The organism is Acinetobacter sp. Li1LvA2 (assembly GCF_056156705.1).
The window spans coordinates 136,955-161,327 of sequence record NZ_JBSICF010000003.1; the positions used below are offsets into that span (position 1 = coordinate 136,955).

Annotated in this window: 26 protein-coding genes and 1 pseudogene; 9 read left to right on the forward strand and 18 right to left on the reverse strand. The window is 38.8% G+C overall.

Going from position 1 to position 24,373, the window contains the following annotated elements:
• Nucleotides 1–12 precede the first annotated feature (12 nt).
• Both ACS604_RS07945 and ACS604_RS07950 read left to right on the forward strand, forming a co-directional pair.
• Nucleotides 13–1,044 (forward strand): lipase secretion chaperone, encoded by a 1,032-nt coding sequence (locus tag ACS604_RS07945; protein WP_474771166.1) that lies wholly within the window; start codon nucleotides 13–15, stop codon nucleotides 1,042–1,044.
• Between the two features lie 117 nt (nucleotides 1,045–1,161).
• The gene (locus ACS604_RS07950; RefSeq protein ID WP_474771455.1) at nucleotides 1,162–2,103 is read left to right on the forward strand and encodes a lipase family alpha/beta hydrolase; all 942 of its coding nucleotides are present in this window, start codon (nucleotides 1,162–1,164) and stop codon (nucleotides 2,101–2,103) included.
• A 53-nt stretch (nucleotides 2,104–2,156) separates the two neighbouring features.
• Here the strand turns inward: ACS604_RS07950 and rplS are convergent, their stop codons facing one another.
• From rplS to ispH, 12 genes are all read right to left on the reverse strand, one after another.
• Entirely contained in the window at nucleotides 2,157–2,525 is a 369-nt protein-coding gene (gene rplS, locus ACS604_RS07955; RefSeq protein ID WP_004789772.1) for a 50S ribosomal protein L19, read from the reverse strand.
• A gap of 219 nt (nucleotides 2,526–2,744) precedes the next feature.
• Nucleotides 2,745–3,500, reverse strand: coding sequence for a tRNA (guanosine(37)-N1)-methyltransferase TrmD (gene trmD, locus ACS604_RS07960; RefSeq protein ID WP_005301033.1), 756 nt, complete (start codon nucleotides 3,498–3,500; stop codon nucleotides 2,745–2,747).
• A 42-nt stretch (nucleotides 3,501–3,542) separates the two neighbouring features.
• Nucleotides 3,543–4,091, reverse strand: coding sequence for a ribosome maturation factor RimM (gene rimM, locus ACS604_RS07965; RefSeq protein WP_004789777.1), 549 nt, complete (start codon nucleotides 4,089–4,091; stop codon nucleotides 3,543–3,545).
• Between the two features lie 20 nt (nucleotides 4,092–4,111).
• Entirely contained in the window at nucleotides 4,112–4,363 is a 252-nt protein-coding gene (gene rpsP / locus ACS604_RS07970; protein ID WP_000260334.1) for a 30S ribosomal protein S16, read from the reverse strand.
• Nucleotides 4,364–4,510: 147 nt separating this feature from the next.
• On the reverse strand, nucleotides 4,511–4,936 hold the full coding sequence (locus ACS604_RS07975; protein WP_474771174.1) for a type IV pilin protein: 426 nt from the start codon (nucleotides 4,934–4,936) through the stop codon (nucleotides 4,511–4,513).
• Nucleotides 4,933–5,415, reverse strand: a complete 483-nt coding sequence (locus tag ACS604_RS07980) for a type IV pilin protein (protein WP_474771175.1) — start codon at nucleotides 5,413–5,415, stop codon at nucleotides 4,933–4,935. The genes ACS604_RS07975 and ACS604_RS07980 overlap by 4 nt, the downstream gene beginning before the upstream one ends.
• 10 nt (nucleotides 5,416–5,425) lie before the next feature.
• The gene (locus tag ACS604_RS07985; RefSeq protein WP_474771177.1) at nucleotides 5,426–9,280 is read right to left on the reverse strand and encodes a PilC/PilY family type IV pilus protein; all 3,855 of its coding nucleotides are present in this window, start codon (nucleotides 9,278–9,280) and stop codon (nucleotides 5,426–5,428) included.
• Nucleotides 9,281–9,291: 11 nt separating this feature from the next.
• Nucleotides 9,292–10,101, reverse strand: a complete 810-nt coding sequence (locus ACS604_RS07990; RefSeq protein WP_312823111.1) for a PilX N-terminal domain-containing pilus assembly protein — start codon at nucleotides 10,099–10,101, stop codon at nucleotides 9,292–9,294.
• Nucleotides 10,098–11,102: a PilW family protein gene (locus ACS604_RS07995; protein WP_312823109.1), complete on the reverse strand. Its 1,005-nt coding sequence runs from the start codon at nucleotides 11,100–11,102 to the stop codon at nucleotides 10,098–10,100. The genes ACS604_RS07990 and ACS604_RS07995 overlap by 4 nt, the downstream gene beginning before the upstream one ends.
• Nucleotides 11,102–11,662, reverse strand: coding sequence for a type IV pilus modification protein PilV (gene pilV, locus ACS604_RS08000; protein WP_081399447.1), 561 nt, complete (start codon nucleotides 11,660–11,662; stop codon nucleotides 11,102–11,104). The genes ACS604_RS07995 and pilV overlap by 1 nt, the downstream gene beginning before the upstream one ends.
• The gene (locus tag ACS604_RS08005) at nucleotides 11,656–12,129 is read right to left on the reverse strand and encodes a pilus assembly FimT family protein (RefSeq protein WP_474771178.1); all 474 of its coding nucleotides are present in this window, start codon (nucleotides 12,127–12,129) and stop codon (nucleotides 11,656–11,658) included. The genes pilV and ACS604_RS08005 overlap by 7 nt, the downstream gene beginning before the upstream one ends.
• A 170-nt stretch (nucleotides 12,130–12,299) precedes the next feature.
• The gene (gene ispH, locus ACS604_RS08010) at nucleotides 12,300–13,250 is read right to left on the reverse strand and encodes a 4-hydroxy-3-methylbut-2-enyl diphosphate reductase (protein WP_003653781.1); all 951 of its coding nucleotides are present in this window, start codon (nucleotides 13,248–13,250) and stop codon (nucleotides 12,300–12,302) included.
• 122 nt (nucleotides 13,251–13,372) lie between these two features.
• On the opposite strand from ispH, the gene gmk reads away from it, so the two are divergent.
• The 7 genes and pseudogenes from gmk to bfr all read left to right on the forward strand — a co-directional run bounded on the left by gmk (nucleotide 13,373) and on the right by bfr (nucleotide 18,319).
• On the forward strand, nucleotides 13,373–14,002 hold the full coding sequence (gene gmk / locus ACS604_RS08015) for a guanylate kinase (RefSeq protein ID WP_004789787.1): 630 nt from the start codon (nucleotides 13,373–13,375) through the stop codon (nucleotides 14,000–14,002).
• Nucleotides 14,003–14,074: 72 nt separating this feature from the next.
• Complete coding sequence (gene rpoZ / locus ACS604_RS08020) at nucleotides 14,075–14,353, forward strand: DNA-directed RNA polymerase subunit omega (RefSeq protein WP_002116990.1); 279 nt, start codon at nucleotides 14,075–14,077, stop codon at nucleotides 14,351–14,353.
• An 80-nt stretch (nucleotides 14,354–14,433) separates the two neighbouring features.
• Nucleotides 14,434–14,523: pseudogene (locus ACS604_RS08025) on the forward strand (hypothetical protein); the annotation flags it as partial.
• Nucleotides 14,524–14,562: 39 nt separating this feature from the next.
• Nucleotides 14,563–16,668, forward strand: coding sequence for a RelA/SpoT family protein (locus ACS604_RS08030; RefSeq protein WP_005301002.1), 2,106 nt, complete (start codon nucleotides 14,563–14,565; stop codon nucleotides 16,666–16,668).
• Between the two features lie 144 nt (nucleotides 16,669–16,812).
• Complete coding sequence (locus ACS604_RS08035; protein WP_004789789.1) at nucleotides 16,813–17,196, forward strand: RidA family protein; 384 nt, start codon at nucleotides 16,813–16,815, stop codon at nucleotides 17,194–17,196.
• A gap of 219 nt (nucleotides 17,197–17,415) precedes the next feature.
• Nucleotides 17,416–17,610, forward strand: a complete 195-nt coding sequence (locus ACS604_RS08040; protein WP_004789790.1) for a bacterioferritin-associated ferredoxin — start codon at nucleotides 17,416–17,418, stop codon at nucleotides 17,608–17,610.
• A 244-nt stretch (nucleotides 17,611–17,854) separates the two neighbouring features.
• Entirely contained in the window at nucleotides 17,855–18,319 is a 465-nt protein-coding gene (gene bfr / locus ACS604_RS08045; protein ID WP_000678123.1) for a heteropolymeric bacterioferritin subunit Bfr, read from the forward strand.
• Nucleotides 18,320–18,360: 41 nt separating this feature from the next.
• Here bfr and ACS604_RS08050 read toward each other — a convergent pair whose 3' ends face one another.
• The 6 genes from ACS604_RS08050 to ACS604_RS08075 all read right to left on the reverse strand — a co-directional run bounded on the left by ACS604_RS08050 (nucleotide 18,361) and on the right by ACS604_RS08075 (nucleotide 24,226).
• The gene (locus ACS604_RS08050; RefSeq protein ID WP_474771182.1) at nucleotides 18,361–19,989 is read right to left on the reverse strand and encodes a PglL family O-oligosaccharyltransferase; all 1,629 of its coding nucleotides are present in this window, start codon (nucleotides 19,987–19,989) and stop codon (nucleotides 18,361–18,363) included.
• A gap of 175 nt (nucleotides 19,990–20,164) precedes the next feature.
• Nucleotides 20,165–20,608: a pilin gene (locus ACS604_RS08055; protein WP_474771184.1), complete on the reverse strand. Its 444-nt coding sequence runs from the start codon at nucleotides 20,606–20,608 to the stop codon at nucleotides 20,165–20,167.
• Between the two features lie 347 nt (nucleotides 20,609–20,955).
• Nucleotides 20,956–21,516 (reverse strand): TPM domain-containing protein, encoded by a 561-nt coding sequence (locus ACS604_RS08060; protein ID WP_474771186.1) that lies wholly within the window; start codon nucleotides 21,514–21,516, stop codon nucleotides 20,956–20,958.
• On the reverse strand, nucleotides 21,510–22,592 hold the full coding sequence (locus tag ACS604_RS08065; RefSeq protein ID WP_474771188.1) for a TPM domain-containing protein: 1,083 nt from the start codon (nucleotides 22,590–22,592) through the stop codon (nucleotides 21,510–21,512). The genes ACS604_RS08060 and ACS604_RS08065 overlap by 7 nt, the downstream gene beginning before the upstream one ends.
• Nucleotides 22,593–22,617: 25 nt before the next feature.
• A complete protein-coding gene (locus tag ACS604_RS08070) occupies nucleotides 22,618–23,208 on the reverse strand; it encodes a LemA family protein (RefSeq protein ID WP_474771190.1) in 591 nt (196 codons plus the stop codon).
• A gap of 130 nt (nucleotides 23,209–23,338) precedes the next feature.
• Nucleotides 23,339–24,226 (reverse strand): metal-dependent hydrolase, encoded by an 888-nt coding sequence (locus tag ACS604_RS08075; RefSeq protein ID WP_474771192.1) that lies wholly within the window; start codon nucleotides 24,224–24,226, stop codon nucleotides 23,339–23,341.
• Nucleotides 24,227–24,373 lie beyond the last annotated feature (147 nt).

Here is a 24,373-nt window from a genome sequence, read left to right on the forward strand (position 1 = left end):
GAAGATATCTTTATGCAAGGGATGCAGAAGAAGGTATTGTGGTGCGTGCTCGGTTTTTTTATTTTGAGCCTCATTGCATGTGTCTATTGGTTAAGTCCTGACTCAAAAAATACATCAGCCCAAGTCAGTGAAAATACAGCTCAAAACTTAGCATCAGCCCCATCCACAGATCATTCATCGTTAAATGAAGATGCTTATCATAGTAAAAGTCAGCAAGACACTGAAGTTAACTGCCAGTTAAAAATTGATAGTTCCCAGCATTTAGTCGTTAACAGTCAAACACGCGACTGCTTTGAATATTTTATTACTCAATATGGCGAAAACGATTTAGAACAGATCAAAAATCACTTTGGGAAATTTATTCAAGGACAATATTTAGAACCAGCACGCTCACAGATTATGGATTTATGGGCCCGCTATTTAAAATATCGTGAACAACTTGCTCAAATCCAAACGCCTTCAGCAAAACAACAAGATAAAAATTATTTTCAAAAGATCTTTAATTCAATTCAAGATATTAGAAAACGTTTCTTTTCGACTTCTGAAATTGAAGGCCTTTTCTCGAGCGAAGATATCTATCAGAACTATACGCTAGATCGAATGCAGATACTCGAAGACTCTTCTCTAAGCGAAATTGAAAAAGCACGAAAACTTAAAGAACGTTTTGAGGAACTTCCAGAAGACTGGCAGCAAAACCTGCAAGAACTTTCTAAACTTGATGATTTACATACCCTGACCAAACAAATTAAAGCTCGTAAGGGTTCAGCAGAAGAACTTCGACAGATGCGTACAGCACTCGTTGGAGCAGAGGCGACTCAACGATTAGAAACTTTAGATACAGAGCGGAATGCTTGGCAACAAAGGGTCACAAGTTATCTCGATGGTCGAGATGAAATTATTAAAAGTAACATGAGTGATAGCGCCAAAAATCAAGCTATTCAAGAGTTACGTCAACAACAATTCAATTCATCACAAGAACAACTAAGACTTCGAACTTTTGAAACGGTCCATGATCAGGGAGGTGAGCTGCCATTTAATTACTAAGCCTTTCCTTTTTTTGGAACTGGCTAAACATTCACTAGCAGTAAGAAGCTGCTTTTCATACAAAATAAAAATAGTGAGTAAAAAATGAAAAGGAAGTTAATGTTTTTCTGCGCTGCAATGCTCTCAGGACTGAGTATTTCAGCGGCCCATGCAACAAATGCTGAACAAGTTAAAAGCTCGTTCGTTTATTCATCTTACGCGCAAACAAAATATCCAATGGTTTTTAATCATGGTATGGCGGGTTTTAACAGAATTGGAACAGATACGCTTGGTCTCGATTACTGGTACCAAATTCTTCCTGATCTTGCCCGTAATGGAGGAAATGTCTGGGCTACAAGGGTCTCACCATTTAACTCAACAGAAGTGCGTGGAGAACAACTTGCCCAGCAAGTAGAAGAGATTATTGCCATTACTGGTAAACCTAAAGTCAACTTAATCGGTCATAGCCATGGGGGTCCAACAATTCGCTATGTAGCCGGTATCATGCCAGAAAAAGTTGCCTCACTTACCACGATTGGTGCGCCTCATAAGGGATCACCAATGGCAGATGTCATTCTGAACGTTGAGGGTACTCCTCTGTCTGGACTGGCAACGTTAGTAAATTGGTTTTCAGCAGCGATTACTTGGGCAGGAGGTCTAGATCCGACTAGCTATCCACATGACTCTTTAGCAGGTGCGCATAGCTTATCGACTCAAGGCTCAGCTCAGTTTAATGCTCAATTCCCTATGGGTGTACCAACCACTTCTTGTGGTGAGGGAGCATATCAAGAGAAAGGCATTTATATGTATTCTTTCTCTGGAAATAAAGCCTTAACCAATCCATTAGATCCATTTGATATTGCTCTTACAGGCAGTAGCTTAGTGGTCGATCCATTTGGTGACAATGATGGACTTGTTTCCCGCTGCAGTGCCAAATTTGGTAAAACAATTCGTGATGATTACAACTGGAATCATTTAGATGAAGTGAATCAAGTGCTGGGGATACGTTCTATTTTTGCTTCAGATCCGATCTCGGTTTACCGTCAACATGCAAACCGTTTGAAACTTCAAGGACTGTAATTTTTTAAAACAAAAAATGCGCCAAAAGGCGCATTTTTTTACTCGCGATAAGCTTACGCTTTACGAGCTGGTAATTTTTCACGAATACGTGCAGCTTTACCAGACAAGTCACGGAGGTAGTAAAGTTTAGCACGACGAACGTCACCACGACGTTTCACTTCGATTTTAGCAACAACTGGTGAGTGAGTTTGGAATACACGCTCAACACCAACACCGCTAGAAATTTTACGTACTGTGAACGCAGAGTTCAAACCACGGTTTTTCTTAGCGATTACAACACCTTCAAATGCCTGAAGACGCTCACGCTCACCTTCTTTTACTTTAACTTGGACAATAACAGTGTCACCAGGAGCAAAAGCAGGAATATCAGATTTTAACTGTGCATTTTCAACAGCTTGAACTAAAGGATGTTTACCACTCATTGTGGGAATCTCCAATATGTGCGGAGTCAGAAGAGGTCTGAAATTCCGCTGGGGATAGAGGCTAAAGCGCATATCAACCCGTTTATCTTTCCCTTTACGACAAAATGTCTATAAAGAGCCTTAGAATATACATAAAACTATTCATTAAATAGAATCATGCTTTAACTCGAAGCATTGCTTCTCGTATTTTTGCAGAACTTCCGTTCCTGAGAATAATGGTTAAGAATTACCACCGCTCTCTTGTGCATCTTTTAGCCATTTTTTCTGCTGCTTATTCAACTCTACTTTCTCGGTCAACTCTGGTCGACGTTCTAAAGTTCGTTGATAACGCTGCAAAAAGCGCCATTTTTCGATATTGCCGTGATGTCCAGATTTTAAAACTTCCGGTACATCCAACCCTTCAAAATGGTCTGGCTTTGTATATTGTGGACAATCTAAAAGACCATCAACAAAAGAATCTTGTACTGCTGACTGTTCATCTGACATTACATTCGGCAAACGGCGAATAATACTGTCAAGTAACACCATAGCGGGCAGTTCACCACCTGATAAAACGTAATCACCAATTGACCATTCCTGATCAACATAATGCTGGATCAAACGCTCATCCACTCCCTCATAACGTCCACACAGTACAATTAAGCCGTCGTAATCAACAAACTGCTGTACTGCCTGTTCATTTAAAGTTTTGCCTTGTGGAGACATGTACACCACAGGAACATGAACATGTCCTGCTTGTGAGGCAAGCTGTTTGGCATGCGCAATTGCTTTCGCCAAAGGCTCAGCCATCATCACCATCCCAGGGCCACCACCAAATGGACGTTCATCCACTCTTCTGTAGTTTCCCTCAGCAAAATCACGAGGGTTAATACAAGTAACTTGTACGATATCTCGTTTTGCCGCACGTCCGCTGATGCCGTAGGCTGTAATCGCCTCAAACATTTCAGGAAAAAGCGTAATGACTGCAAAAAACATCACAGACTCCTCTATTTTCCTGCTGTATTAATCCTAAAAGGATTAATAATCTACGCCCCAATTGACGTAAATACGACCAGCTTCAAGATCAACACGTTGTACTACATCCTTATGCCAAGGAATCATGCGTTCTTCTGAATCAACGCTGTCCGGGGTAGCATGTACCACCATCACATCATTAGCTCCAGTTTCAAACAACTCATGAATTTTACCTAAGTTTACTTCCTGCTCTTCATCATCCAGACCAAACACTGTTAAGCCTTTTAAATCTGACCAGTAGTACTCATCTACATCTGCTTTTGGCAGTTGAGACTTAGCAATCCAGATATTAGCGCCAACCAAGTTTTCTGCCCCTGTGCGATCACTCACACCTTTCAAAGCAACAACTAGGCCTTTGCCATGTGGTTTCCAACGTTTTACATCTATTGTTTGCCAACCGGCCTTGGTCTCAATGTACCAAGGCAGGTAGTCAAACATGTTGCTCATAGGTTCTGTATTTGAATACACCCAGAGCCACCCATTCAATCCATAAGCTGAACGTAACTGTCCAATCTGAATACGATCTTCGGGAACATTCTGTGTTGATGTCATGGGCTACCTACTACAAAAAATTATGCAGTAGCTTTTTTAGCTTGAGCAGCTAAAGAAGCAACACGTTCAGAAGGTTGAGCACCTTGAGAAACCCAGTGAGCAAAACGGTCTGCGTCTAAACGAAGTTTTTCTGCTTGACCTTGTGCAGTCGGGTTAAAGAAACCGATACGCTCGATGAAACGACCATCACGTGCATTGCGGCTGTCAGTCACAACGATTTGATAGAATGGACGTTTTTTTGCGCCGCCACGTGCTAAACGAATAACAACCATGATAAAAGCCTTATAATTCTTACGGATTATCCCTGCGCCGACCATCGGCAACACTTCAAACCCCTTTCATAGAGGGCGACATTCTACGTGATTTTCGCCCTGAAAGAAAGATTATTTTTTGAGTTATCCGCAGTTTTGAATTTAAAATTACTGTAGCCAATTTGATGCGGCAGATAACGCACAATCAGTTGCACCTTTTGCCCAAAATTTTTGTCCTTGATCATTAAGACAAATGATCCCATCACCAGCTTGGGAAGTAGTAGCAATAGGTGTAGCCGTTAACACCCAACTTGAATCAGTTATACTGGCAAAAGCCAAGTTATATAAGGCTTGGCCTTGTTGAGGACTTACACTAGAACCATAAATCGATGTAATAGTCGCATTTGATGGGTAACGATTGTGAACCATTTTTTCTGATTCTAATGTTTGGGCAATATTCATCATTTCAGATTGAACAGCTGTACGATGCCCTTTACGTAAATATTGCAAATATGAAGGTGTCGCTATAGCTGCTAAAATTGCAATTATTGCTACTACAATCATGAGTTCTATTAAGGTAAAACCATTCTTCATTGCCAATTCTCACTATTTGTTTCACATACATTGCAAGTGACTGTTCCACCACAGTCATTATCAACAGCCGTAGCTGTTAAACTTTGGCAACGCAAACCTGAATTCTTAGCAATAAAATTAAAGTTTCTGGAATCTGTAGTTGTCGCTTTAATGACCCATGTTTGCCCATTTGCAGCAGTATTCGTCAATAAATTTCCTGCCGTCGTATCATCACTAATTTCAATCGTATAACCACCCCGTGGCAAAGTTACAGATGTGGTCGTAAATCCTCTATAAGTAAAGTTCTTGGATTTATGTCGTTCCAACTGTTCTGCCAATTTTAGAATTTCACCTTTAGCAGCAGAGGCAGTCGCTCTGCGGCTATAACTTTGATATGAAGGGATAGCAATTGAAGCAAAAATAGCGACAATCACGATGACAACCATGAGCTCAATCAAGGTAACACCCTGATTAAAACGCAGAATATAATATTTATTCATCAGTCATCCCTTAACGATAACGCTCATACCAGCGCGCAGGAACTAAGTGACTTGTACATTGCCACTCGCCAGTTCCACTCTCGTTTCCAGACAGTTGTAATTTTCCACAACTATTAGTTACTGGAGGTTCATCTCTTTTTGGAACAAATGCTATGCCGCGAATACCTGAGCCAATAACGTCTTTATTACATTCAGAAGCTCCTACTGGGCAATTAGTACCAGTTTGTGTTCTGAATCCACTTCCATTCTCTTTATTTTGATCAATTGACCCATCAGAATTAAGGCAGGCGCCAAATGGTAAACAGAACGTCTGCTGGTCAGTTTCACCTACTACACGGGGTAAACATGGGTCTGCCGCTACAATGCCTGTTCCCTGCGGGTCATAAACAGGCACAATTAAAGTCCCTGTAATTGCCATAGGCTCTTCAAAAGCTTTAAGGCCTCCTTTAATACGGAAACTATTATTAGCTTTCTCTGTGCCATCGCTCATACTAGAAAGTGAGCGATACCAACCGTTTTGTCCCGTCCCCGTATTGGGAAAGAAAATCTGTGCTACGCGTGTTTCTCCAGATCGTAAAATTTGTGGATTTTTTCGAAACGTCGATCGAGTAATATCTTTCGTTTCAAGCTGGCTATCCGTTAAAGACATTAAATTCTTTTTAATAAAGTCTTTATCGATAATTCCATAAACGTTGTTTACAGGTCTTCCGCTTAATGCCGTACTCGGTGACATCCCCTCACGACCTGTAAGCGGGTAAACATCTAAAGGTGTACTACGGTCACCTGAAGCAATACCTACAGTAATAAAAGTGCGGATTCCATAATCGTGAATTGTCACTGTTGGCGGTTCATAAAAACGCGGCGCATTCCCAGCGGTATAGTCGTTCGAGGCATCATAAGTTGAGTCATTCGTCGCTAAATTCGCTAATCGAACAACTCGAATACCGAAACTGCTATAAGTTGAATTTGTTTTTGTCTGGTTATTATTAAGATCGATACGGAAAATTTGCCCGCCTAAATCGCCAAAATATAAATGGTCTACCAAACCATCAGCATCTCGATCTAAAGTACTAATGCGACTAACAATACTATGTTTGATATTAGAATTATCTACACTAGAGCCTGTGTCACTCGTCCACCATAAGCGTTCCCCAGTCTTAGCATCAATAATATAGACAGCGTTTCCTTTTGCTTTTCCATTCGTAAAGCAAGAATTACTCAAAGTAATATTTGGGTTTTCATAACATTGGTCGTAGCCACCACCAACAATCATGACCCGTTTAATCACCCCGTTATAACGTATATTTGCAAGTACAGGTTTAGACCAACTCTGCCCCATACGACTATAATCAGTTTGGTCTGCTCCTACTCTAAAGAGGAGTTTAGGTGAAGCAGGATTTAAGACATTTAAGCCATAATAACTGCTGCCCCCCATTCGCATGCCACCATAAATATTCATTTGCTTTGCAGTTACTTTTGATACTGCTGAGCTACCGCTTCCCGTTGTAGTAATACTATATGCAGGGTCAGATACCCAAGCCCCATCCATACCGTGAGCAGGAGCTGAGGCATCACTTTGGCCAACCACTAAAGCTTTTGATGCAATTGGATCATTTAATATATCAGCCGGAACGAAAGCCATTTGTTCTACACCAGTTGAGGCATCCACAATATGTAAACCACCTTCCATCGTTCCATAGAGAATGGATTGTTCACGCGCAGATGTTAAATTCCCATTTTCATCTAATGTTCCATTATAGGTAAGCTGTACCGGTAAAGAGTGAATACTACCGCCCATCGATAAATACGGTTCATTCGGAGTAACCAAAGATGAAGGTAAAGTCGTAGCGCTAATATCAGTTGAGTAACCTAAATAATTTAATATTTTTAATTTCAAGCTAATCGGGAAAGCTTTTAAAATATCTTGTCCAGTTGAGGCATCAAATTTTCCTAAAACATAACTTGCTGTATTAGCCACATTATCAAAAGGATTAGTTCCTTCTGGTGGAGCAGCAGGAATTCTTAGCAAATTAGTTCCAGAAGTCGATATTTTTGTTAAGCTACCATCCGCTGCAACGGCTGAAACATCAGTAAATAAGTTGCGGATTTTAGTTTGTACTGCGTAATAATATTTTGTGATATTTCCTTCTTCATCACGTGTTTCATTTTGTCCAGCAATTGGTAAAGGAACTTTTGCATATGAACCACCAAAAAAGACTTTACCTCCATCATTATAAGTAGAGCTATTCCAATAGTCTTTTGTTTCTGTCCTAAAAGCCCCACTTACATTGTAGACTAATCCACCAGTACTAGCTTCAAAAGCACCAGCATTTGTTCCCGATAAAACAACATGATATTTCTTTAAATTTCCTCGCCATGTTAAGTATGTGTTAGCCGGGTTTGGCTCAAAAGCACGTAAGTAACCATATTCCTGTAAATTTTTAGGATTTAATGCATCATAAGGAACCGAGATAGCACCTGTAGTTAAGGGTTCTAAAGGAACTTTATCTAAGTTATTAATAAATGCGATAACGCTGTCTGTTACACCTTGCGCACTTTGGGTAGGGAAAAAACCTCCATTTCCATAACCAGGTGCAGCGACCGCATTTGTGGTCTGATTCGGCGAACAATTATCATCACTTTTACGGTCAGATTGGGTTCTCGAACTTAAACGACAGGCATTTTTTACATCAGAAGAACTTAAACTAGAAAAGTCACTACCAAAACCAACAAACGCTGTTTGAATAGAAACTCCAGCTGGGTTTTTTGTTTTATCAAATAGTCGCTTCGCAAATTCTCCCATACAGGCCCAACCAGAGTCTGCTGTAGTGTTAGACAAACCTCCAGAACAAGTAAAATCAGCCCCAAAAGTACTACCTAAAGCGGTCGACATGACACTTGCCGAACGCGTATTTGTTGTATTGTTCGGTTCGCCATCTGATAAAAAGTAAATACCTTGCCCATCACAACTCTGGCGATTGGCCACCGCAGGCAAAGGAGATTGGTAAATAGCATTTAAGTTAGAGGCATTTCTATCTACAACAATATTCGGATTGCTAGCTGTATCGTTTGATTTTGATTTTGGGATACCGCTGTCTGCATTTGCTATCGCATAATTAAAAGTGGTGTAGTAATAAGTATAAGAATAGGTCCAGTCCGATGAAGTATCATAGGCTGTTGCTGTATCTACACCAGGATTAGAGGTTGACCAACTACTCCAATAATTTGTAGAGCGACAAGGCTGCCATAGATTTGCTGTATCAATTTGTGAGTCACGATAACTAGTGCAATATGAGTATTCCGTTCTATTATCAGATTTTCGCACACGCTTTATATAACTATCTTTTCGGATAGCATAATTCGCCTCTGAATAGGTTGTTGTACCCATCAAATAAGCGGCAGCTTCTGCATAAGCATGTGCCGAAGGTGTTGACCCGCCAGCAGTTAAATTTGCAACGGCCTGTTTTAATTTATAACGCTGAGAACCCACTGTGTTTAAAGTACTTGCATCTCCTAAAGGAGCAGCAGCCACTAAAACTTGCCCACTTCGGCTATCACCATTTGCAGAGAAATTTCCCAAGCCCACACGAGTATCATTCAAAATAGGATTATTGCTGGCTAAAAAAGCATTCATACCATTTTTAAGCATGGCCAACCGGTTTTCACCATAACTATTGTTGGTCATACTTCCTGATGTATCCAACATCATCACAATGGTTTTTTTACCCGCTGTAGGTGAAGCATAAATTTGTAAATCACTCGCCTGCACGACAGAGCTTGTCACCAACCATGTAAAAGTGACCGAGCTTGAACAGATGGCATACCATAAATTATTTGGCTTAAAATTCTTCAATTTTAGTTTCACGATATTCCCCGTTATGAACCTGGTGCCGTAATTTGAGTTAATTTATTGGTATAGTTAAATTCTTGAACTTGGGTGCTAAAAGGCACGTTATGATTTGCCAAACATTCCGCCAATGTTTGTTTAGTCGCTAATGCAGTATCAAAATTGTCGCTAATTTTTGCCGAACTCGTGCTTAAGCAATCAGCTTGTAAAGTTTCAATAGAACTAGAGGCGTATGCTGGCAAAAAAGCTGTTGTAATCACTCGAATACGTTGAGTAGACAGCATACTTTTAGGCAGTTGAGTACCTTCGGAAGTGTTTGTTCCTCGAGGTAAATTTGAACCAGGAATATCATTTGTAGCGTCTGTTGGAATACTTACAGCAACTTGCGTAACGACAGCTTGACGATTACTTCCATAGTCACTTGTTAAATCGCAGAAACCTGCGACTCCGCCATCTTCGACTACCGCATTATTGGCACTTCCTGCACGAAGTAAACTTGCACCTCTGGTCTGAGCAAAATTTGTTGCTGTAGAAACAGGCTTATAACAAAAGTTGTATTCTGCACCGGGGTTACTTTCGTGCTCTTTGAGCGCTGCCCCAATCACATTAGTAATATTAGTTAGGGTAGTAGGATTCATCTGTACAATGAGTTCTAAAGGCGTGTCAGATGACTGAAAATTTAATTGGCTAACTTGGCTATTGGTAGCAACTTTTAAAGAAACAATAGCCACTCTTATTGCTAAAACGCCTACAGAAATTACAAGCAATAAAATAATAAGCACAACAATAAGAGTTGCCCCTTTTTCTTTAGACCTACTTTTATGAATTAAATGGGTCATAGACTTTCCCCCATCGCATTGCGTAGAGCAATTGTTACGTTATAAGTGCGACGTAAGAATCGAGTTGTATTATCAGAAGCATGTACGGTTTGATCTAACATAAAAAAAGACTGCGCCGGATCTATTGCTTTGTTTTGAGCATTATTAGTAGAACGCGCTAATACAGATATTTGTATTGAAAGAATTCGCGGTGCCATTACAGATGGTGTGGCATCTCTGGCAGCCTGTGCAGCAGCTCGATACTGGGGAATCGTATAGTAAGCAAAATTGCCAGCCGCATTTTTTGCACCGAATAACACATGAAAATGGTCAATACGCGGTAATACGATTTGGCCGGCGTCACCCAAGCCAGTAATAGTGGTAGGTTGAGCTGCGGCGGCTACAGCAGAGGGAGTATTTGCATCACATGCAAGTGCATAATCTTGCTGGGAGCTACCATTACTATCAAGACGTAAGAAATAACGCTCTACAATTAAATCTCCTGCAAGGACATTTATACCTTCACAATTAGTCATATTCGTAGGCGCAATAAATTGAATCGTCAGTTGATCACTTTGCACAGCAGCATTTGAACTATTCTGTATATTTGAAAGACCTTTCCAGTGATTACTCACAGTACTTACCGTATCGCTTGCACCACGACTTAGTAATGTGTCAGCAATATAAGTATTTGTTCCAACATTAGGGACAAAATTAACAGTGTTATTATTAGTTGCTGTTGAGCCAGTTAGCACAACCCCGCCCCAAGGCGTCGTATCGGTTAATATTGGGTTGGTTACATTTCCATAATTTAGAAGGCGTATATCACGGGCAATATATTCCAAACCAAAAATACCACTATCTTGTATTTCAGCATTTGCTTTTTGTAGGTGACTTGATAAAAGTCCACCAATAAATAATTGAGTTGCTGCAGCTACTAAAATTAGGCCTAAAGCCAATGCAACCATAAGCTCAATTAATGTAAAGCCTCGTTGTTTCCAGGATACAAATGAGTGAGCCATTAATATGCCTCCATCATCAAACAATTTGAATTATTGGCATAAACACCATCTGTACTCATACAGCTCGACACATCCGCGGTAGTGACTCCCCCATTTGTTGTAATTACTGGAGAGGTTTTTCCCCAAAAAACGAACAGACATTGCCTCTGCTGGGTCATTGTGCTTGTAACCCCAGGGCAATTTGTCATTGTGATTTTCATGCCAAGTTGATCAGCATTTCTCGCTGCTTGATACGCATCAAATTGAGCAAGTTGAGAAGGCGTACAAGCGGCATTGAAACACAACGAAGGGGCTGCAGTAGTAGATGAATAATTGCTATAACTACGAACAAATGCAGGATATTGACTAGCTTGAGAACTATTTACGCGAATATTTTCTGCTAATCCTCTCATAATCATAATGGCTTGAGATTTACTTAATGCTTCTGAAGAAGCATCCATAGCCCGAATTTGCAAAGCGACATATCCTAAAATTCCTATCGCAAGTAAAATTAAGGCGACCAATACTTCTAATAAACCAACCCCAGCTTGAGTTTTTTGCTTAGAGCCCCGCATTAACATGTCTCCTCAGCTTTAAAAATTAATGTGCCAAGCTTCGTTAAAATAATAATTTTCTTTTTATTTATTTTTGAATTACAAATAGATAAAAGCACATCTTGAGTAATATTAGTTACTACTCCATTTGCATTAAAAGTTAAAGTCGTCGCTGTTGATGAGCTCTGTGTACCATTAGCAGCGATACTTTTAAGCTCAAGAGTGCTATTGGAAGCAGCTTTCCAATTAAAAGAAGTCGGTGTATTTGAGGCTGTTGAATTCAGATTAATGGATACATCTTGTCGACCAAGTATTGCTTGGCTCTTTGATTCTGACAAAGTATTGATTAGGTCTCTTTGATTTTCATCTAGTCGTTTACTTTCTAATAAATTCGACATAGACGGTGCAGCCATCATCGCGATGATGGCCATTACTATAATCGTCACCATAAGCTCAACCAAGGTGAACCCGTCTTGCGGAATAATTCCCCTCATCCCCAGAACCCCAAATAAACTTAAGAATTTTTTATTTATTATTTAAATTTTACGGTTTAGATTTACAAAACAAATACAAAGCAGATAAAGGGTATAAAAAAACAGATAACTGTCATATCAACAATTATCTGTTTACTATTTTAAAATCAGTATGTTAAATAAGTCACACTTTATGCTTGAGTCACATGAATACGTAATTCTTTAGGAAGACTAAAAGTTATATTCTCTTCACGCCCATCTAATTCTTTAGGTGCTTGCGCGCCCCAGTCTTGTAAACGTTGAATTACTTGCTTAATTAGAATTTCTGGTGCTGAAGCACCCGCTGTCACACCAATTTTGCACGTATCATTGAACCATGACTGTTCTAACTGATCAGCATTATCTACAAGGTAAGCTGCCTTGCCCATACGCTCGGCAAGCTCGCGTAAACGATTTGAATTTGATGAGTTAGGTGAGCCTACAACCAATACCACATCACACTGTTCTGCTAAGTCACGTACAGCATCTTGTCTGTTTTGAGTTGCGTAGCAAATATCATCTTTACGCGGACCTTGAATATGAGGAAATTTTGCACGCAAAGCATCAATAACTTTAGCAGTATCATCAATAGATAAAGTTGTTTGAGTTACAAATGCAAGTTTTTCAGGATGTCTTACTGCAAGCGCAGCAACATCAGCTTCATCTTCAACTAGATAAATGTCACCACCTTTCAATTTGTCATATTGCCCCATTGTTCCTTCAACTTCAGGGTGCCCTTCATGACCAATTAAAATGGCTTCAGTACCTTCTCGTGCATATTTAGTCACTTCAATATGAACTTTAGTAACTAAAGGACAAGTTGCATCAAATACTTTTAAACCTCGGCGCTCCGCTTCTTGCTGAACAGCTTTTGAAACACCATGAGCACTGAAAATTACAATTGAGTCATCCGGAACCTGATCTAGTTCATCAACAAAAACCGCCCCTCTTTGACGTAAGTCATCAACAACAAATTTATTGTGTACAACTTCATGACGTACATAAATAGGAGGGTTAAAACATTCTAAAGCCCGATTGACGATTGCTATGGCTCGATCAACACCGGCACAAAAACCACGCGGATTAGCTAACACAATTTCCATAACAGCCTCAAAATTAATAAAACAGGGGAATTTCTCTTGAATATTTGCAATTAAAACTATTCAGTTTAAACGCACGGTACACTACAATAGCGAAGATATTTTATCATATCAGGAAAAATATCATGTCGGGTCTATTGTTTGTCGTTTCTGCTGCATCAGGAACGGGCAAAACATCTTTGGTGAAAGCCCTGCTTGACCGTGTGAGCAATTTACATGTTTCAGTCTCACATACTACCCGAGGTCAACGTCCCGGTGAATTAGATGGTGTTCACTATCACTTCACTACAAAAGATGAATTTCTAGACCAAGTCAACCATGACGGTTTTATTGAATACGCTGAAGTATTTGGTAATTACTATGGCACTTCTCAAGCAACTGTAAAACAACAGTTAGCTCAAGGACACGATGTTCTACTTGAAATTGATTGGCAAGGTGCAGAGCAAGTACGCAAACTTTTTCCTGAATCCAAGCAAATATTTATTTTACCGCCAACACAATTTGATCTTCGTCAGCGTTTATCTAACCGCGGCACAGACTCAGTTGAAGTCATTGAACATCGTTTAAGCTGTGCAGTTGAAGATATGCAGCATTACACGAACTTTGATTACATCATTATTAATGATGACTTTAATAAAGCCTTACATGAGATTGAAGCTGTAATTACAGCAAACCGTCTAGTGCTCTCTCAGCAAGCGAAACGTTATCAAACATTAATTCAAGACTTGATTACTCCTCAACCAAAACAGGAATAACTTGAGTCTAGATCGAAAGCCTTTTATACTGTTTAGTCTGTTCAAATTCACCATTCCAAAACGAGAACTTTTATGGCACGCGTCACCGTTGAAGATTGTTTAGATCATGTAGACAACCGTTTTGAGCTTGTGCTCGTTGCAAGTAAACGTGCTCGTCAATTGGCACGTCAAGGCATGGAGCCAACTGTAGAATGGGATAACGACAAACCGACTGTAGTTTCTTTGCGCGAAATCGCGGCAGGGCACGTTACGAAAGAAATTCTTAAGCAACGTGAACAAGATTATCAAACTTCTAGTCTTGATCTTGCTCTTTCTACAAACAGCTTGAATTTAGAAGGTTTTTCTTTCTAATTAATTCTGTTTCATAAAAAAACCATCGTTTTTCTGCGGTGGTTTTTTATTTGGCTTTGTCTTGAATTTAAAGATATTGAAAAAAGCAATTATTTTCATTGAAAAAAAAATACACTTTTTCAAATGAAAAAATTGACAAGTTCCGCAATATGCTTTTCATTAAGAAGTAGATAGATTTAGTTTTTCAGTATTAGGAAAAAGGGTGATTTATGCCAGGCGAAGAGGTCAGCCAAGCCAAGCAACAGCTTAAATTGATTATTGACCCTTACTTATCGGTAAGTGAAGTCGAGAAAGTGCTTGCTGCCTGTGATTTTGCCGATCTAGCGCATACTGGCATTACACGTAAAAGTGGTGAACCCTACATTCTGCATCCAATTGCTGTCAGCTGTATTCTTGCGAACATGCGTTTAGATGCTGAAACCTTAATGGCAGCCCTTTTGCATGATGTTATTGAAGATACTCAATATACAAAAGAAGATATTACTGAAAAGTTTGGCCTGACAGTTGCCGAGCTGGTTGACGGCGTAACCAAACTTAGCCAATCAAGTGATAAAGAATATAACAAAGCCGCCTCATTCCGAAAAATCTTGCAAGCGACCCTACAGGACCCACGTGTCATTATTATTAAATTAGCTGACCGCTATCATAATATGACAACTTTAGGTGCTTTGCGTCCAGATAAACGTGCCCGTATTGCTCAAGAAACTCTTGATATCTTTGTGCCAATGGCAAGATTAGTCGGCATGAATGAAATGGGTGATAATCTAGAAAATCTTTGTTATCAAAATCTTGATCTTGATATGTTTGATAACGTGCAAAACGCACTACGTTTAACCAAACCAGAGCGATGTAAATATCAAAGCATCTGGGAACAAAACCTCGCTGAACTTCTTCATAATTATCATATTCAAGGCCGCATTAAAAAGAAAAACAACAATATCGAATTATTACGCCATTTCGTTAAAAATGAGATGGATTTACAAGAGCTTACTCACAGCCATGCTTTTGAAATCGTTTTACAATCAATTGCCGACTGTGACCGCCTAGTTGATGCTTTAAGAGAAAACTTTCAGGTCATTCAATATCAGGACCATATCCGTCGTCCGCTACCGGGTGGCAACCAGTCTTTATTAATTAAGCTCAAAGGCGAAAAAACTACACTATCTCTTACCATTCAAACTGAGCTTATGCGTAAAGCTGCTCGTTTTGGAGTAGTGCTTGGTGAAAATGCACCGCAAACTTGTCGTTCAGCCATTCAAGCTTCAATGCAAAATCTGAATACGCTGATCGATGGAGAATGTGCAAAAACGACCTTCAATGATTTATTAGATTACTTACATCAAGAAAAAATTTGGGTTTACACTCCACATGGCCAGCTCCATGAGTTACCACAAGGTGCTACCGTAGTTGATTTTGCTTATTCAGCCAGTTTATTTTTAGGAAACCATGCCGTTGGTGCAAAAGTAGATGGCGAGATTAAACCACTGTCGACACCATTAATCAGCGGTCAGGTTATTGAAGTGATTACGGATGTTTTAGCAACACCAAACCCAGACTGGTTAAGTTTTATTAACACTCAGAAAGCTCGCCGTGCCTTACAGCATGTTCTTAAAGATCAAGATATTGAAGAACAACGTTTAGTCGGTGCACAAGCACTTTCTCGAGCACTGAAACTCTTCAATCGTTCAATTAATGATCTCTCTGAAGCCGACTGGTTAGATTTACTTCAATGGCGTCACATCGATAATAAAAATACATTGTTTGAACAAATTGCTGTTGGCGACCTACTACCTCAACTTGTGGCTAATCACTTATTTGCTCATGACAAGCATCCACAAGTGGAAAATTCAGATCGACTCATTCAAAGTACTGAAGGTATCGACGTTAAATATGCGCATTGCTGTAATCCAGTTTTGGGCGACCCAATTCAAGGACATTTAACACGTCGTGGGTTAATTGTGCATCGTATCCGCTGCCATAACTTGCTACATGAACAACATCTACATCCTGAAAATATTATGCCGCTTCAATGGAAAGCAGATGACGTAGATGATGTTCGTTTTACAGCCTACCTCGCTATAGAAATGGCAATGAATGATGAGCAGGTATCAGACCTGATCTATCAATGTCGTAAAAATAATGCAGGGGTAGAAATGGTTCACTCAAATGAGCAAAGAACTTTCGTTAATATTGTAGTGAACAATCGTAAACATATTGCAAAAGTCATCCGTGACTTACGCATGCATTATGGTTTTCCACGTATTGAGCGTTTGGATGCGCCTAATCCACAGATGGAAATTTCAAAAGTAAGCTAAGTCTTTACAAGGGCTATTGGTCAGATTTATGTTTCTTTAACAAAATCAAACTTTCCAAATCCACTTAATCAATTAAATCGATGATACTTTTGTCCAAAGCGATCATCGATTATGATGAAATGAGATTTAATCAAGGAGAACCAAATGTCCCGCCAAGTAATTCATACTGAAAATGCCCCTGCTGCTATCGGCACATACTCTCAAGCCATTTTAGTAGATAATACATTATATCTTTCAGGGCAAATTGGTTTAGACCCATACAGTATGGAACTTGTAGAAGGTATTGAAGCTCAAATTCGCCGTGTATTTGATAATTTAAAAGCAGTTTGTGAAGCTGCCGGCGGTTCTCTAGCAGACATTGCCAAGCTCAATATTTTTCTAACTGATTTATCAAACTTCCAACTTGTAAACCAAATTATGGGTGAATATTTTGCGCAACCGTATCCTGCACGTGCAGCTCTTGGTGTAGCAAGTTTACCAAAAGGTGCTTTAGTTGAAATGGATGGTATTGTAGTTATTAATCAATAAGATATAGAAATACATTAAATATTTCCCGTTAAATTTTTAACTCTAAATCATGAACCACCTTTGTATAAAATCTGAACATAACTCAGATTTCCGCTCAGGTGGTATTTTTTTATCCAAATTCCCAATAATAATAAATGAGATTTTAAATGAATTTCATTGACAAACGATAATAATTATCAATAATATCAATTATCGCATTTATATTTGGGGATCACTCCCATGTACGTTTGCTTGTGTCGTGGCATTACCGATCAAGATATTAAAGACGCTGTTGAAAATGGCGCAGAAAGCTATCGCGAAATTCGTGATTTGCTTGATCTTGGTACTTGCTGTGGACGCTGTGCACCAGAAGCACGTGCTATTATTAATGAAGAATTAGCAGAAATCGCTGCTCGTATTTCTGTAGCTGCGTAAAAGATTTATAAAAATTTAATAGTATTTATTAGCTCCTCCACCGCTTTTTGCGGAACGTTACTAGTTCCTCATTCAAGCGGTTTTTTTTGGTGGAAACTCTCCTTTCCTAATATTGTGTTGTTTTTGATTGCGATTTTCATTTGCTGTTCTATAAATTACTCGCCATATCAGTGTTTGTTCACTAGAATGGTTTTATAGATTGCCTTAATTGAATTAAGGCAGAAATTGTTTTGGAGTAGCTACAATGAAAGGCAATCGTGATGTTATTAATCAGCTCAACCAAGTGCTGTATCATCATCTAACTGCAATTAATCAATACTTTTTACATTCACGCATGTTTAATGATTGGGGAATTGAGCAGCTTGGCTCTGCTGAATACAAAGAATCCATCCGTCAAATGAAGCATGCAGATAAAATTATTGAACGTATTTTATTTTTGGAAGGCTTACCTAATCTTCAGCACTTAGGCAAACTTTATATCGGCCAGCATACAGAAGAAGTTCTGCAATGTGACATTCGTAAAGTGAAAGAAAATATAGAAGCAATTCAAAAAGCAGTTGCACTCGCTGAAACAGAACAAGACTATGTGACGCGCGATCTCGTTCAAGAAATTTTAGAAAAAGAAGAAGAATATTGGGACTGGTTAGATACCCAAATTGACCTTATCGGCAGCGTTGGTATTGAAAATTACATCCAGAGTCAAATGTAATTTCTCATAAAAAAATCCCCTTAAATACAAGGGGATTTTTTTTACTTTTCTTTTAATAACTCTGGTAGCGTTATTTTTTGCTTATAGAGATGCTTTAAAATTAATAATTGCTGCTCTGCTTGCTCTGGTTTTCCATTATAAGCCAGCAATTTTGCATTTTTACGTAAATTATATGGAGTTGCTTTATTCTTTACCGAGTTACCCCACTGGACTAGCTCAGCTTCAGATAATTTAGTTTTTGGATCAAGTTCAATCCATTTTAAACGCTCTTGAAACTGCGTTAAAACAAAAATTTTACTGCTTCCCATGAACTCTGCATTTGGTTTTTTATTCTTATAAAGTAAATTACTATTCAGAACATAGACATTGTAATCACGTAGAATTGCAATAATAAGCAGCAAGCCTACAACCCATGTTAAACGAAGAAGATGTTTACTGAGGACAATTCCTTTAAGCACAGGAGTCTCGGCTTGTACTATACCAAGCAGGAATCCACAGGTAAGCAAGAAATAAGCGTAGCGCTGTGGAAACTCAAACATAGCATGAATAAGCACTGCGCATACCATCATAATCGCTATAATTGAGATGGTATTTTTAGCCTGTTGATTTAACCAAAGAAACCAAAAAACAAAGTAAGTAATGATTACAGCGCCTAATGGGATACCATTCCAGATGATGATATCCAGTAGCATATTATGAGCACTATTGAACCATACATGCACTGTCCCATATTGAATACTATCAACTACAGCGACACTAGTTTGACTCCATCCATATCCTAACCATGGCTGCTGAGCTATAGCATGCAATATTTGTATCCACATCCCTATACGTTCATGCCCCGACCCCGCACGCGCGACAAACGAACTTGTTTCAGTAATTTCTGTATTTGTAGAGAATTCAATAAATTGAGTGATATAAGGTAAAATTAGCCCCGCAATTAGAAAAAAAGCTAAGCACCATAAGAAGCCTTGAGTAAATCCAAATCTTTTTTGCTTCTTAAATTGCTTAATCCCCCAGTAGATGAATAGGAATGGAAAAACGATCCATGAAGTTCGAGACTGACTCAATGCAATGGTAAATAAAATAATCAATGCTGAAGGCAATAATAACCACAACGTTACTTTATTTTTTTCATATAAATATAAACATCCTAACAACCCGATAATTAAGAATGTCGCCATGTTGTTAGGTTGACCAAAATTACCGTAAGGACGATTACCAATTAGATGAAGTGTATAAATTAAATGTGATTCAATATTCAACCATTGGCAAATTGCAATAAAGCTAGTGCCAAGGGATACTATAATTACGAGTAAACTAAAACCCGAAAAGATTTGATCACGCTTTTGTTGATCTAAAGACAGGTTATAACCAGCCAAGACCATAAACCAAAAACCTAACAAGTAAAATGAACTCAATAAGGCTGTGCTCAGATCAAAAACTAAACCAAAACCCCACTGCACTACTGGAATTAAAGTAAATGGCAGCAACAATAGTTGTGCTCTAGGAATTTTAATATTTTGCTGAATTAGAGCGGCTAATACGCATAATCCAGCCCCAAAAGTACTCACTTCACTCGAAAACATGACCCAAGGGCTATAGTGAAATGGAGACAACCATGCAAAACCTAACAGGATTGCAGCGAGGAATAGGAAGAATACTTGCATAGTGACGAGTGAAAAGACTTAGAACTTGCAGGGAATTATACAGATAACTTAGTCAACTGAAGAATCTAAAGTTCTAATTAATTATTGTTGATTACAATTACTTTATACATAAAAAACGCATCCCTAAAGATGCGTTTTTTTAAATAAATATAAATATTTTCAAATACTTATATTTTTATTTAAAAGACTGCGGTAAATAATCAGCTAGGGTAGTATCAGTTACTGTAACAGTTGATGGCTTAATTACACCATTTTCAGTTACAGACATACCAATTATTTTGCTTGTTAATTTATCTGATACATCAGTAGCCTTAAATGTATAACTAACACCACAACCACTACCACCCGCAGTTGCATCTGCTGTAATAGTTGCAGTTCCATACTTTCCAGTGATTGAATCAGCGGCAGCGGCAGCGGCGGCGCCAGAAGCAAAACAAGTGCCTGATTGCAAATTAGTAGCAATTGTTGTTTTTAAACCATCTGCTAATGTAAAGGCTTCAGAAGCTTGTGATTTAGCAATATAGCTTTGGTATGCAGGAATCGCAATTGCTGCCAAAATACCGATAATCGCAACCACGATCATGAGTTCAATTAATGTAAAACCTTTTTGTGCATTCATAGCCTTTTTCCCCAAAGATTGTATGTATGTTTTTATATAAGCTTTTTCAGCTCTCAACTATATAGCAGCAACCATGCCAACTTTTATTTTACTTATAAAACAAAAACTTATATTGATTTTAAAATTTACTTAATCTAAAATCACTGTAAATAACTGACAAAAATCGTCACATAACTTTTGATTAAAACAGATCACACATCAAAAAAAGTAAACAAAATCTATCAAACTTTATATTTGTTTTTGTGAGCAAATTCTCTTTAAAAATAAATAAATAGGTGACATTTTTTGTCAGCCACCTTAAGAAATAAAATTTTAAAATTATGGATATAGAACTTTTAGAAAATAACTTAATTAATAATAATTGGAGCATTTCCCAATTCATTGGATTGATCTGGCATGTTCTCATCATAAAAATGTGACAATACCTCTCCAATTTGCTGCACACCCATCACGACAGCTTGTTGATATTGTTTTTGTTTAAGTTGTTGAACGATAGACTCACAAATCTGCTGCCAGACCTGATCGTTAGTCGCATTTCTAATACCACGGTCAAATATAACTTCTACAGTACGTTCACATAAATTTAGGTATAACAATACGCCGCTATTTAATGCCGTATCCCAAACGCCTAACTCTGCAAATAACTGCTGTGCCCTTAAACGCGTGTTTTGTCTATAGGCTTGTAAACATGGAATATGGCCTTCAATTACAACCTGTATTTCTCCAACATGCCCATGTTCTGCCTGCTGTACCGCATCAGCAATGGCTTGTTTATCTTGTTTTGAAAAATAACGACTACTGGCTGGCAAGTAACAAAAGTGCTTGAACCAACGTTTTAGGCTAGGTTCTACTGATTCCTCAATTTTTGGTTGAGTAATAATTTGTGTTGTTTCTGATGTTGTTACCATGAGCCTGAAGCACCTCCACCACCAAAACGACCTCCACCACCGCCATAGCCTCCGCCACCACCGCCGAAGCCACCTCCGCGACCGCCCCCACCAGAACCCCTTAAAATGGCCTGTAAAATAAGTTGGGCAATTGAAGTAATGAGTAAAAAGAAAATACCAAAACCAAGTAATAAGCTAGTCACTAGCCCAGCACCATTTACAAAACCTGCTACTGCAGCAGCGACACCTGCTGTAGAGGCACTAAGTGGACGACCGACAATAAATGAACCCACAATTCCAGCAACCAGAATAAATAAAGCCATTGTCAGCGTTGTTTGTTTGGCTTGTTGTTCTTCCGCAGCTTGATGTTGGCGTTCTTTTAAATCTTGAGCAGCTTGCTGAGCTACTTCTGGGTCAAGATTTAAAATTCTACCAATTTCATCCAGACCTGCATTTAAACCTTGCGCATATTGGGCTTGTTTAAAATAAGGTGTAATTTGGTTTCGAATAATCCGACTTGCCACAATATCAGGTAACACACCTTCTAAACCATAGCCGGTTAAAATTTGTATACGGCGGTCATTTACAGCGACTGCAATGAGTAATCCATTATCACGTTTAGATGATCCCAATTGCCACTTTTCACCAACACGTAACGCATAATCAAAGATATCTTCTTGGCCAGTGGTAGGAACAATCACAATACCAATCTGCGCTTTACCTTGTTGGTATAAACTTAGAATTTTTTGGTCGAGCTGCTGTTTCTCAGCCTCACTTAAAATGTTAGCTTGATCAATAACAGGCTGATTTAAAGTTGGCAAACCACGAATTAATTCACCGTCTACCATATCGTTAGCGACTTTAGGCGAAGCAGCAACACTTGAAGCAGCTTGCCCCTCTAGTTTAGTTGCAGCAGCTTGATTTTGCTGTTTTTGAATGATTTTGCCCGCTACTATTGTGTCGGTTTCATCAGTAGCAGTTGCAATATTACTTTCACTCCATGCCGTATTCTGAAAAAGAACACTACAACAGAGCAAAATTAAGGTCGCAATAAAGACCTTAATTTGCTTAGACTGAAGCAATATAGTATTTCTCATACGGCACTCTCTTTGATTTATAAAATTAATCAAAAGAAACTTTTGGAGCCTGTTGTGCAGAAGCTTCTGCAGAGAAATTGGCTTTAGGATGCATACCAATTACTTTTGCAGTCACTGCTTGCGGGAACTGGCGCACATATCCGTTGTAATCTTGCACTGTTGTAATATAACGATTACGTGCAACTGCGATACGGTTTTCTGTACCCTCAAGCTGAACTTGTAATTCTTGGAATTGAGTATTGGCTTTCAAATCTGGGTAGTTTTCAGACACAGCAATAAGTCGAGATAATGCCCCTGTTAATTGACTTTGAGCCTGTTGATATTTTTCAAGTAAAGCTGGATCTTCTAGAACTTCTTTATCAACTTTTAAACCTGCAACATTCGAGCGTGCCTGTGTTACTTCGGTTAATACTTGCTCTTCATGTCTAGCATAACCTTTTACCACATTGACAAGGTTTGGCACCAAATCTGAACGACGTTGGTATTGGTTTTGTACTTCAGACCACGCTGCTGTCACAGCCTCATCTTTTACTTGTAGAGTATTATAGCCACATCCTGAAAACAGTAAGGTGCTGGCAAGTGTTGTTGCGATCGCTAATTGTTTCAACGTTTTCATCGTCACATTATCCTCAAGTTTTTCTTTATATTTTTGACCTCTTTACCCGATTGTATGATGAATTTGGCATTATTGTGTTGCTTTTATTTTATTGATTTTTAAAAACCGGATTTTTAAATCCGGTTATCTATTAACTTAATCTTTGTTCTTTTTCTTGTTGAAAACTTGCCATTTGATAGTCTTCTGCTAAAGAGCTTTTCCAGTAATCGACCATTTTGTCGTAATCCTTTTGACTAGGATGAAAATCTTTTTTGTAATATGCGAAGTATTCAGGCATTAATTGGACAAGCATTTTTATCAGCAAATATGACCCAAATAAATTACCTCCGATTTTAGGTAAGCTGTTCCACTTATCTTGCCAAAATAAACGCGTTGTCCCATAAAAAGCCAGACTCGCAAACCCAGTCGTGACGCTACGCATGAGTAAACGACGAATACGGTCATCTCCATATACATGTTGATAGACATCGAATGCGACTGAACGATGCTCAATTTCTTCAATCGCATGCCATACCCAAAGTTTTAGCGCATCTTGATCTAACGTTTTTAACAACTCTGGATGTTGTAAAACATATGCTCCAAGGAGAGCTGTAAAATGTTCAAAAGCACAGGTAAGAGCTAATTGCAGCTTAGGTGGAATCGTTCTTAAGTATTTATCGCGTTCATTTAGCCAATTTTGAAAACTGTCCAGATTATAATCATCACGTCGCCAAGCTTCATTAAACTCGCCATGCGCTTTGGAATGCATAGCCTCTTGTCCAATAAAAGCTGCAATTTGCGCTTGTAATTGAGGGTCTGAAACTTTATCACGCACATTACGTACGCTATTTACAAAAAATTGCTCACCCACCGGAAACGTTGATGAGAGTGCAGTTAAAAAATGAGACATGAGGGGTGAATTTGCAAAATAGTGCCGCTTGATCGCCTTTGGATTAAATTCAAGACGACGCACTGTAATACCCAACGCTTTTCGACGATTTAAATATGATTTTTCTGCCGTCATATCTGCGATGTTCATACTCAACACCTATTGTATTGAAGAAGGAAGTTTTGAGTATGTCGCGAGCTTAAAAAGCTAAAAAGGGCAAAAAAGCTTATTATATTTGCCAAAAACATCAAAGTGACTAATGGTAGTCAATAAAAAAGCCTACTTGAAGTAGGCTTT

What these genes read in the sequence shown, in the direction of transcription:
- ACS604_RS07950 (WP_474771455.1), top strand. Translation starts at nt 1,162, where the DNA reads ATGCTCTCAGGACTGAGTATTTCAGCGGCCCATGCAACAAATGCTGAA.
- ACS604_RS07990 (WP_312823111.1), bottom strand. Translation starts at nt 10,101, where the DNA reads ATGACCCATTTAATTCATAAAAGTAGGTCTAAAGAAAAAGGGGCAACT.
- rimM (WP_004789777.1), bottom strand. Translation starts at nt 4,091, where the DNA reads ATGACATCAACACAGAATGTTCCCGAAGATCGTATTCAGATTGGACAG.
- ACS604_RS08060 (WP_474771186.1), bottom strand. Translation starts at nt 21,516, where the DNA reads ATGGTAACAACATCAGAAACAACACAAATTATTACTCAACCAAAAATT.
- ispH (WP_003653781.1), bottom strand. Translation starts at nt 13,250, where the DNA reads ATGGAAATTGTGTTAGCTAATCCGCGTGGTTTTTGTGCCGGTGTTGAT.
- ACS604_RS08040 (WP_004789790.1), top strand. Translation starts at nt 17,416, where the DNA reads ATGTACGTTTGCTTGTGTCGTGGCATTACCGATCAAGATATTAAAGAC.
- pilV (WP_081399447.1), bottom strand. Translation starts at nt 11,662, where the DNA reads ATGTTAATGCGGGGCTCTAAGCAAAAAACTCAAGCTGGGGTTGGTTTA.
- ACS604_RS08005 (WP_474771178.1), bottom strand. Translation starts at nt 12,129, where the DNA reads ATGAGGGGAATTATTCCGCAAGACGGGTTCACCTTGGTTGAGCTTATG.
- rplS (WP_004789772.1), bottom strand. Translation starts at nt 2,525, where the DNA reads ATGAGTGGTAAACATCCTTTAGTTCAAGCTGTTGAAAATGCACAGTTA.
- rpsP (WP_000260334.1), bottom strand. Translation starts at nt 4,363, where the DNA reads ATGGTTGTTATTCGTTTAGCACGTGGCGGCGCAAAAAAACGTCCATTC.
- ACS604_RS08055 (WP_474771184.1), bottom strand. Translation starts at nt 20,608, where the DNA reads ATGAATGCACAAAAAGGTTTTACATTAATTGAACTCATGATCGTGGTT.
- ACS604_RS07975 (WP_474771174.1), bottom strand. Translation starts at nt 4,936, where the DNA reads ATGAAGAATGGTTTTACCTTAATAGAACTCATGATTGTAGTAGCAATA.
- ACS604_RS07945 (WP_474771166.1), top strand. Translation starts at nt 13, where the DNA reads ATGCAAGGGATGCAGAAGAAGGTATTGTGGTGCGTGCTCGGTTTTTTT.
- gmk (WP_004789787.1), top strand. Translation starts at nt 13,373, where the DNA reads ATGTCGGGTCTATTGTTTGTCGTTTCTGCTGCATCAGGAACGGGCAAA.
- ACS604_RS08050 (WP_474771182.1), bottom strand. Translation starts at nt 19,989, where the DNA reads ATGCAAGTATTCTTCCTATTCCTCGCTGCAATCCTGTTAGGTTTTGCA.
- ACS604_RS08065 (WP_474771188.1), bottom strand. Translation starts at nt 22,592, where the DNA reads ATGAGAAATACTATATTGCTTCAGTCTAAGCAAATTAAGGTCTTTATT.
- ACS604_RS08035 (WP_004789789.1), top strand. Translation starts at nt 16,813, where the DNA reads ATGTCCCGCCAAGTAATTCATACTGAAAATGCCCCTGCTGCTATCGGC.
- ACS604_RS08070 (WP_474771190.1), bottom strand. Translation starts at nt 23,208, where the DNA reads ATGAAAACGTTGAAACAATTAGCGATCGCAACAACACTTGCCAGCACC.
- ACS604_RS08030 (WP_005301002.1), top strand. Translation starts at nt 14,563, where the DNA reads ATGCCAGGCGAAGAGGTCAGCCAAGCCAAGCAACAGCTTAAATTGATT.
- bfr (WP_000678123.1), top strand. Translation starts at nt 17,855, where the DNA reads ATGAAAGGCAATCGTGATGTTATTAATCAGCTCAACCAAGTGCTGTAT.
- ACS604_RS08075 (WP_474771192.1), bottom strand. Translation starts at nt 24,226, where the DNA reads ATGAACATCGCAGATATGACGGCAGAAAAATCATATTTAAATCGTCGA.
- rpoZ (WP_002116990.1), top strand. Translation starts at nt 14,075, where the DNA reads ATGGCACGCGTCACCGTTGAAGATTGTTTAGATCATGTAGACAACCGT.
- ACS604_RS07980 (WP_474771175.1), bottom strand. Translation starts at nt 5,415, where the DNA reads ATGAATAAATATTATATTCTGCGTTTTAATCAGGGTGTTACCTTGATT.
- trmD (WP_005301033.1), bottom strand. Translation starts at nt 3,500, where the DNA reads ATGTTTTTTGCAGTCATTACGCTTTTTCCTGAAATGTTTGAGGCGATT.
- ACS604_RS07995 (WP_312823109.1), bottom strand. Translation starts at nt 11,102, where the DNA reads ATGGCTCACTCATTTGTATCCTGGAAACAACGAGGCTTTACATTAATT.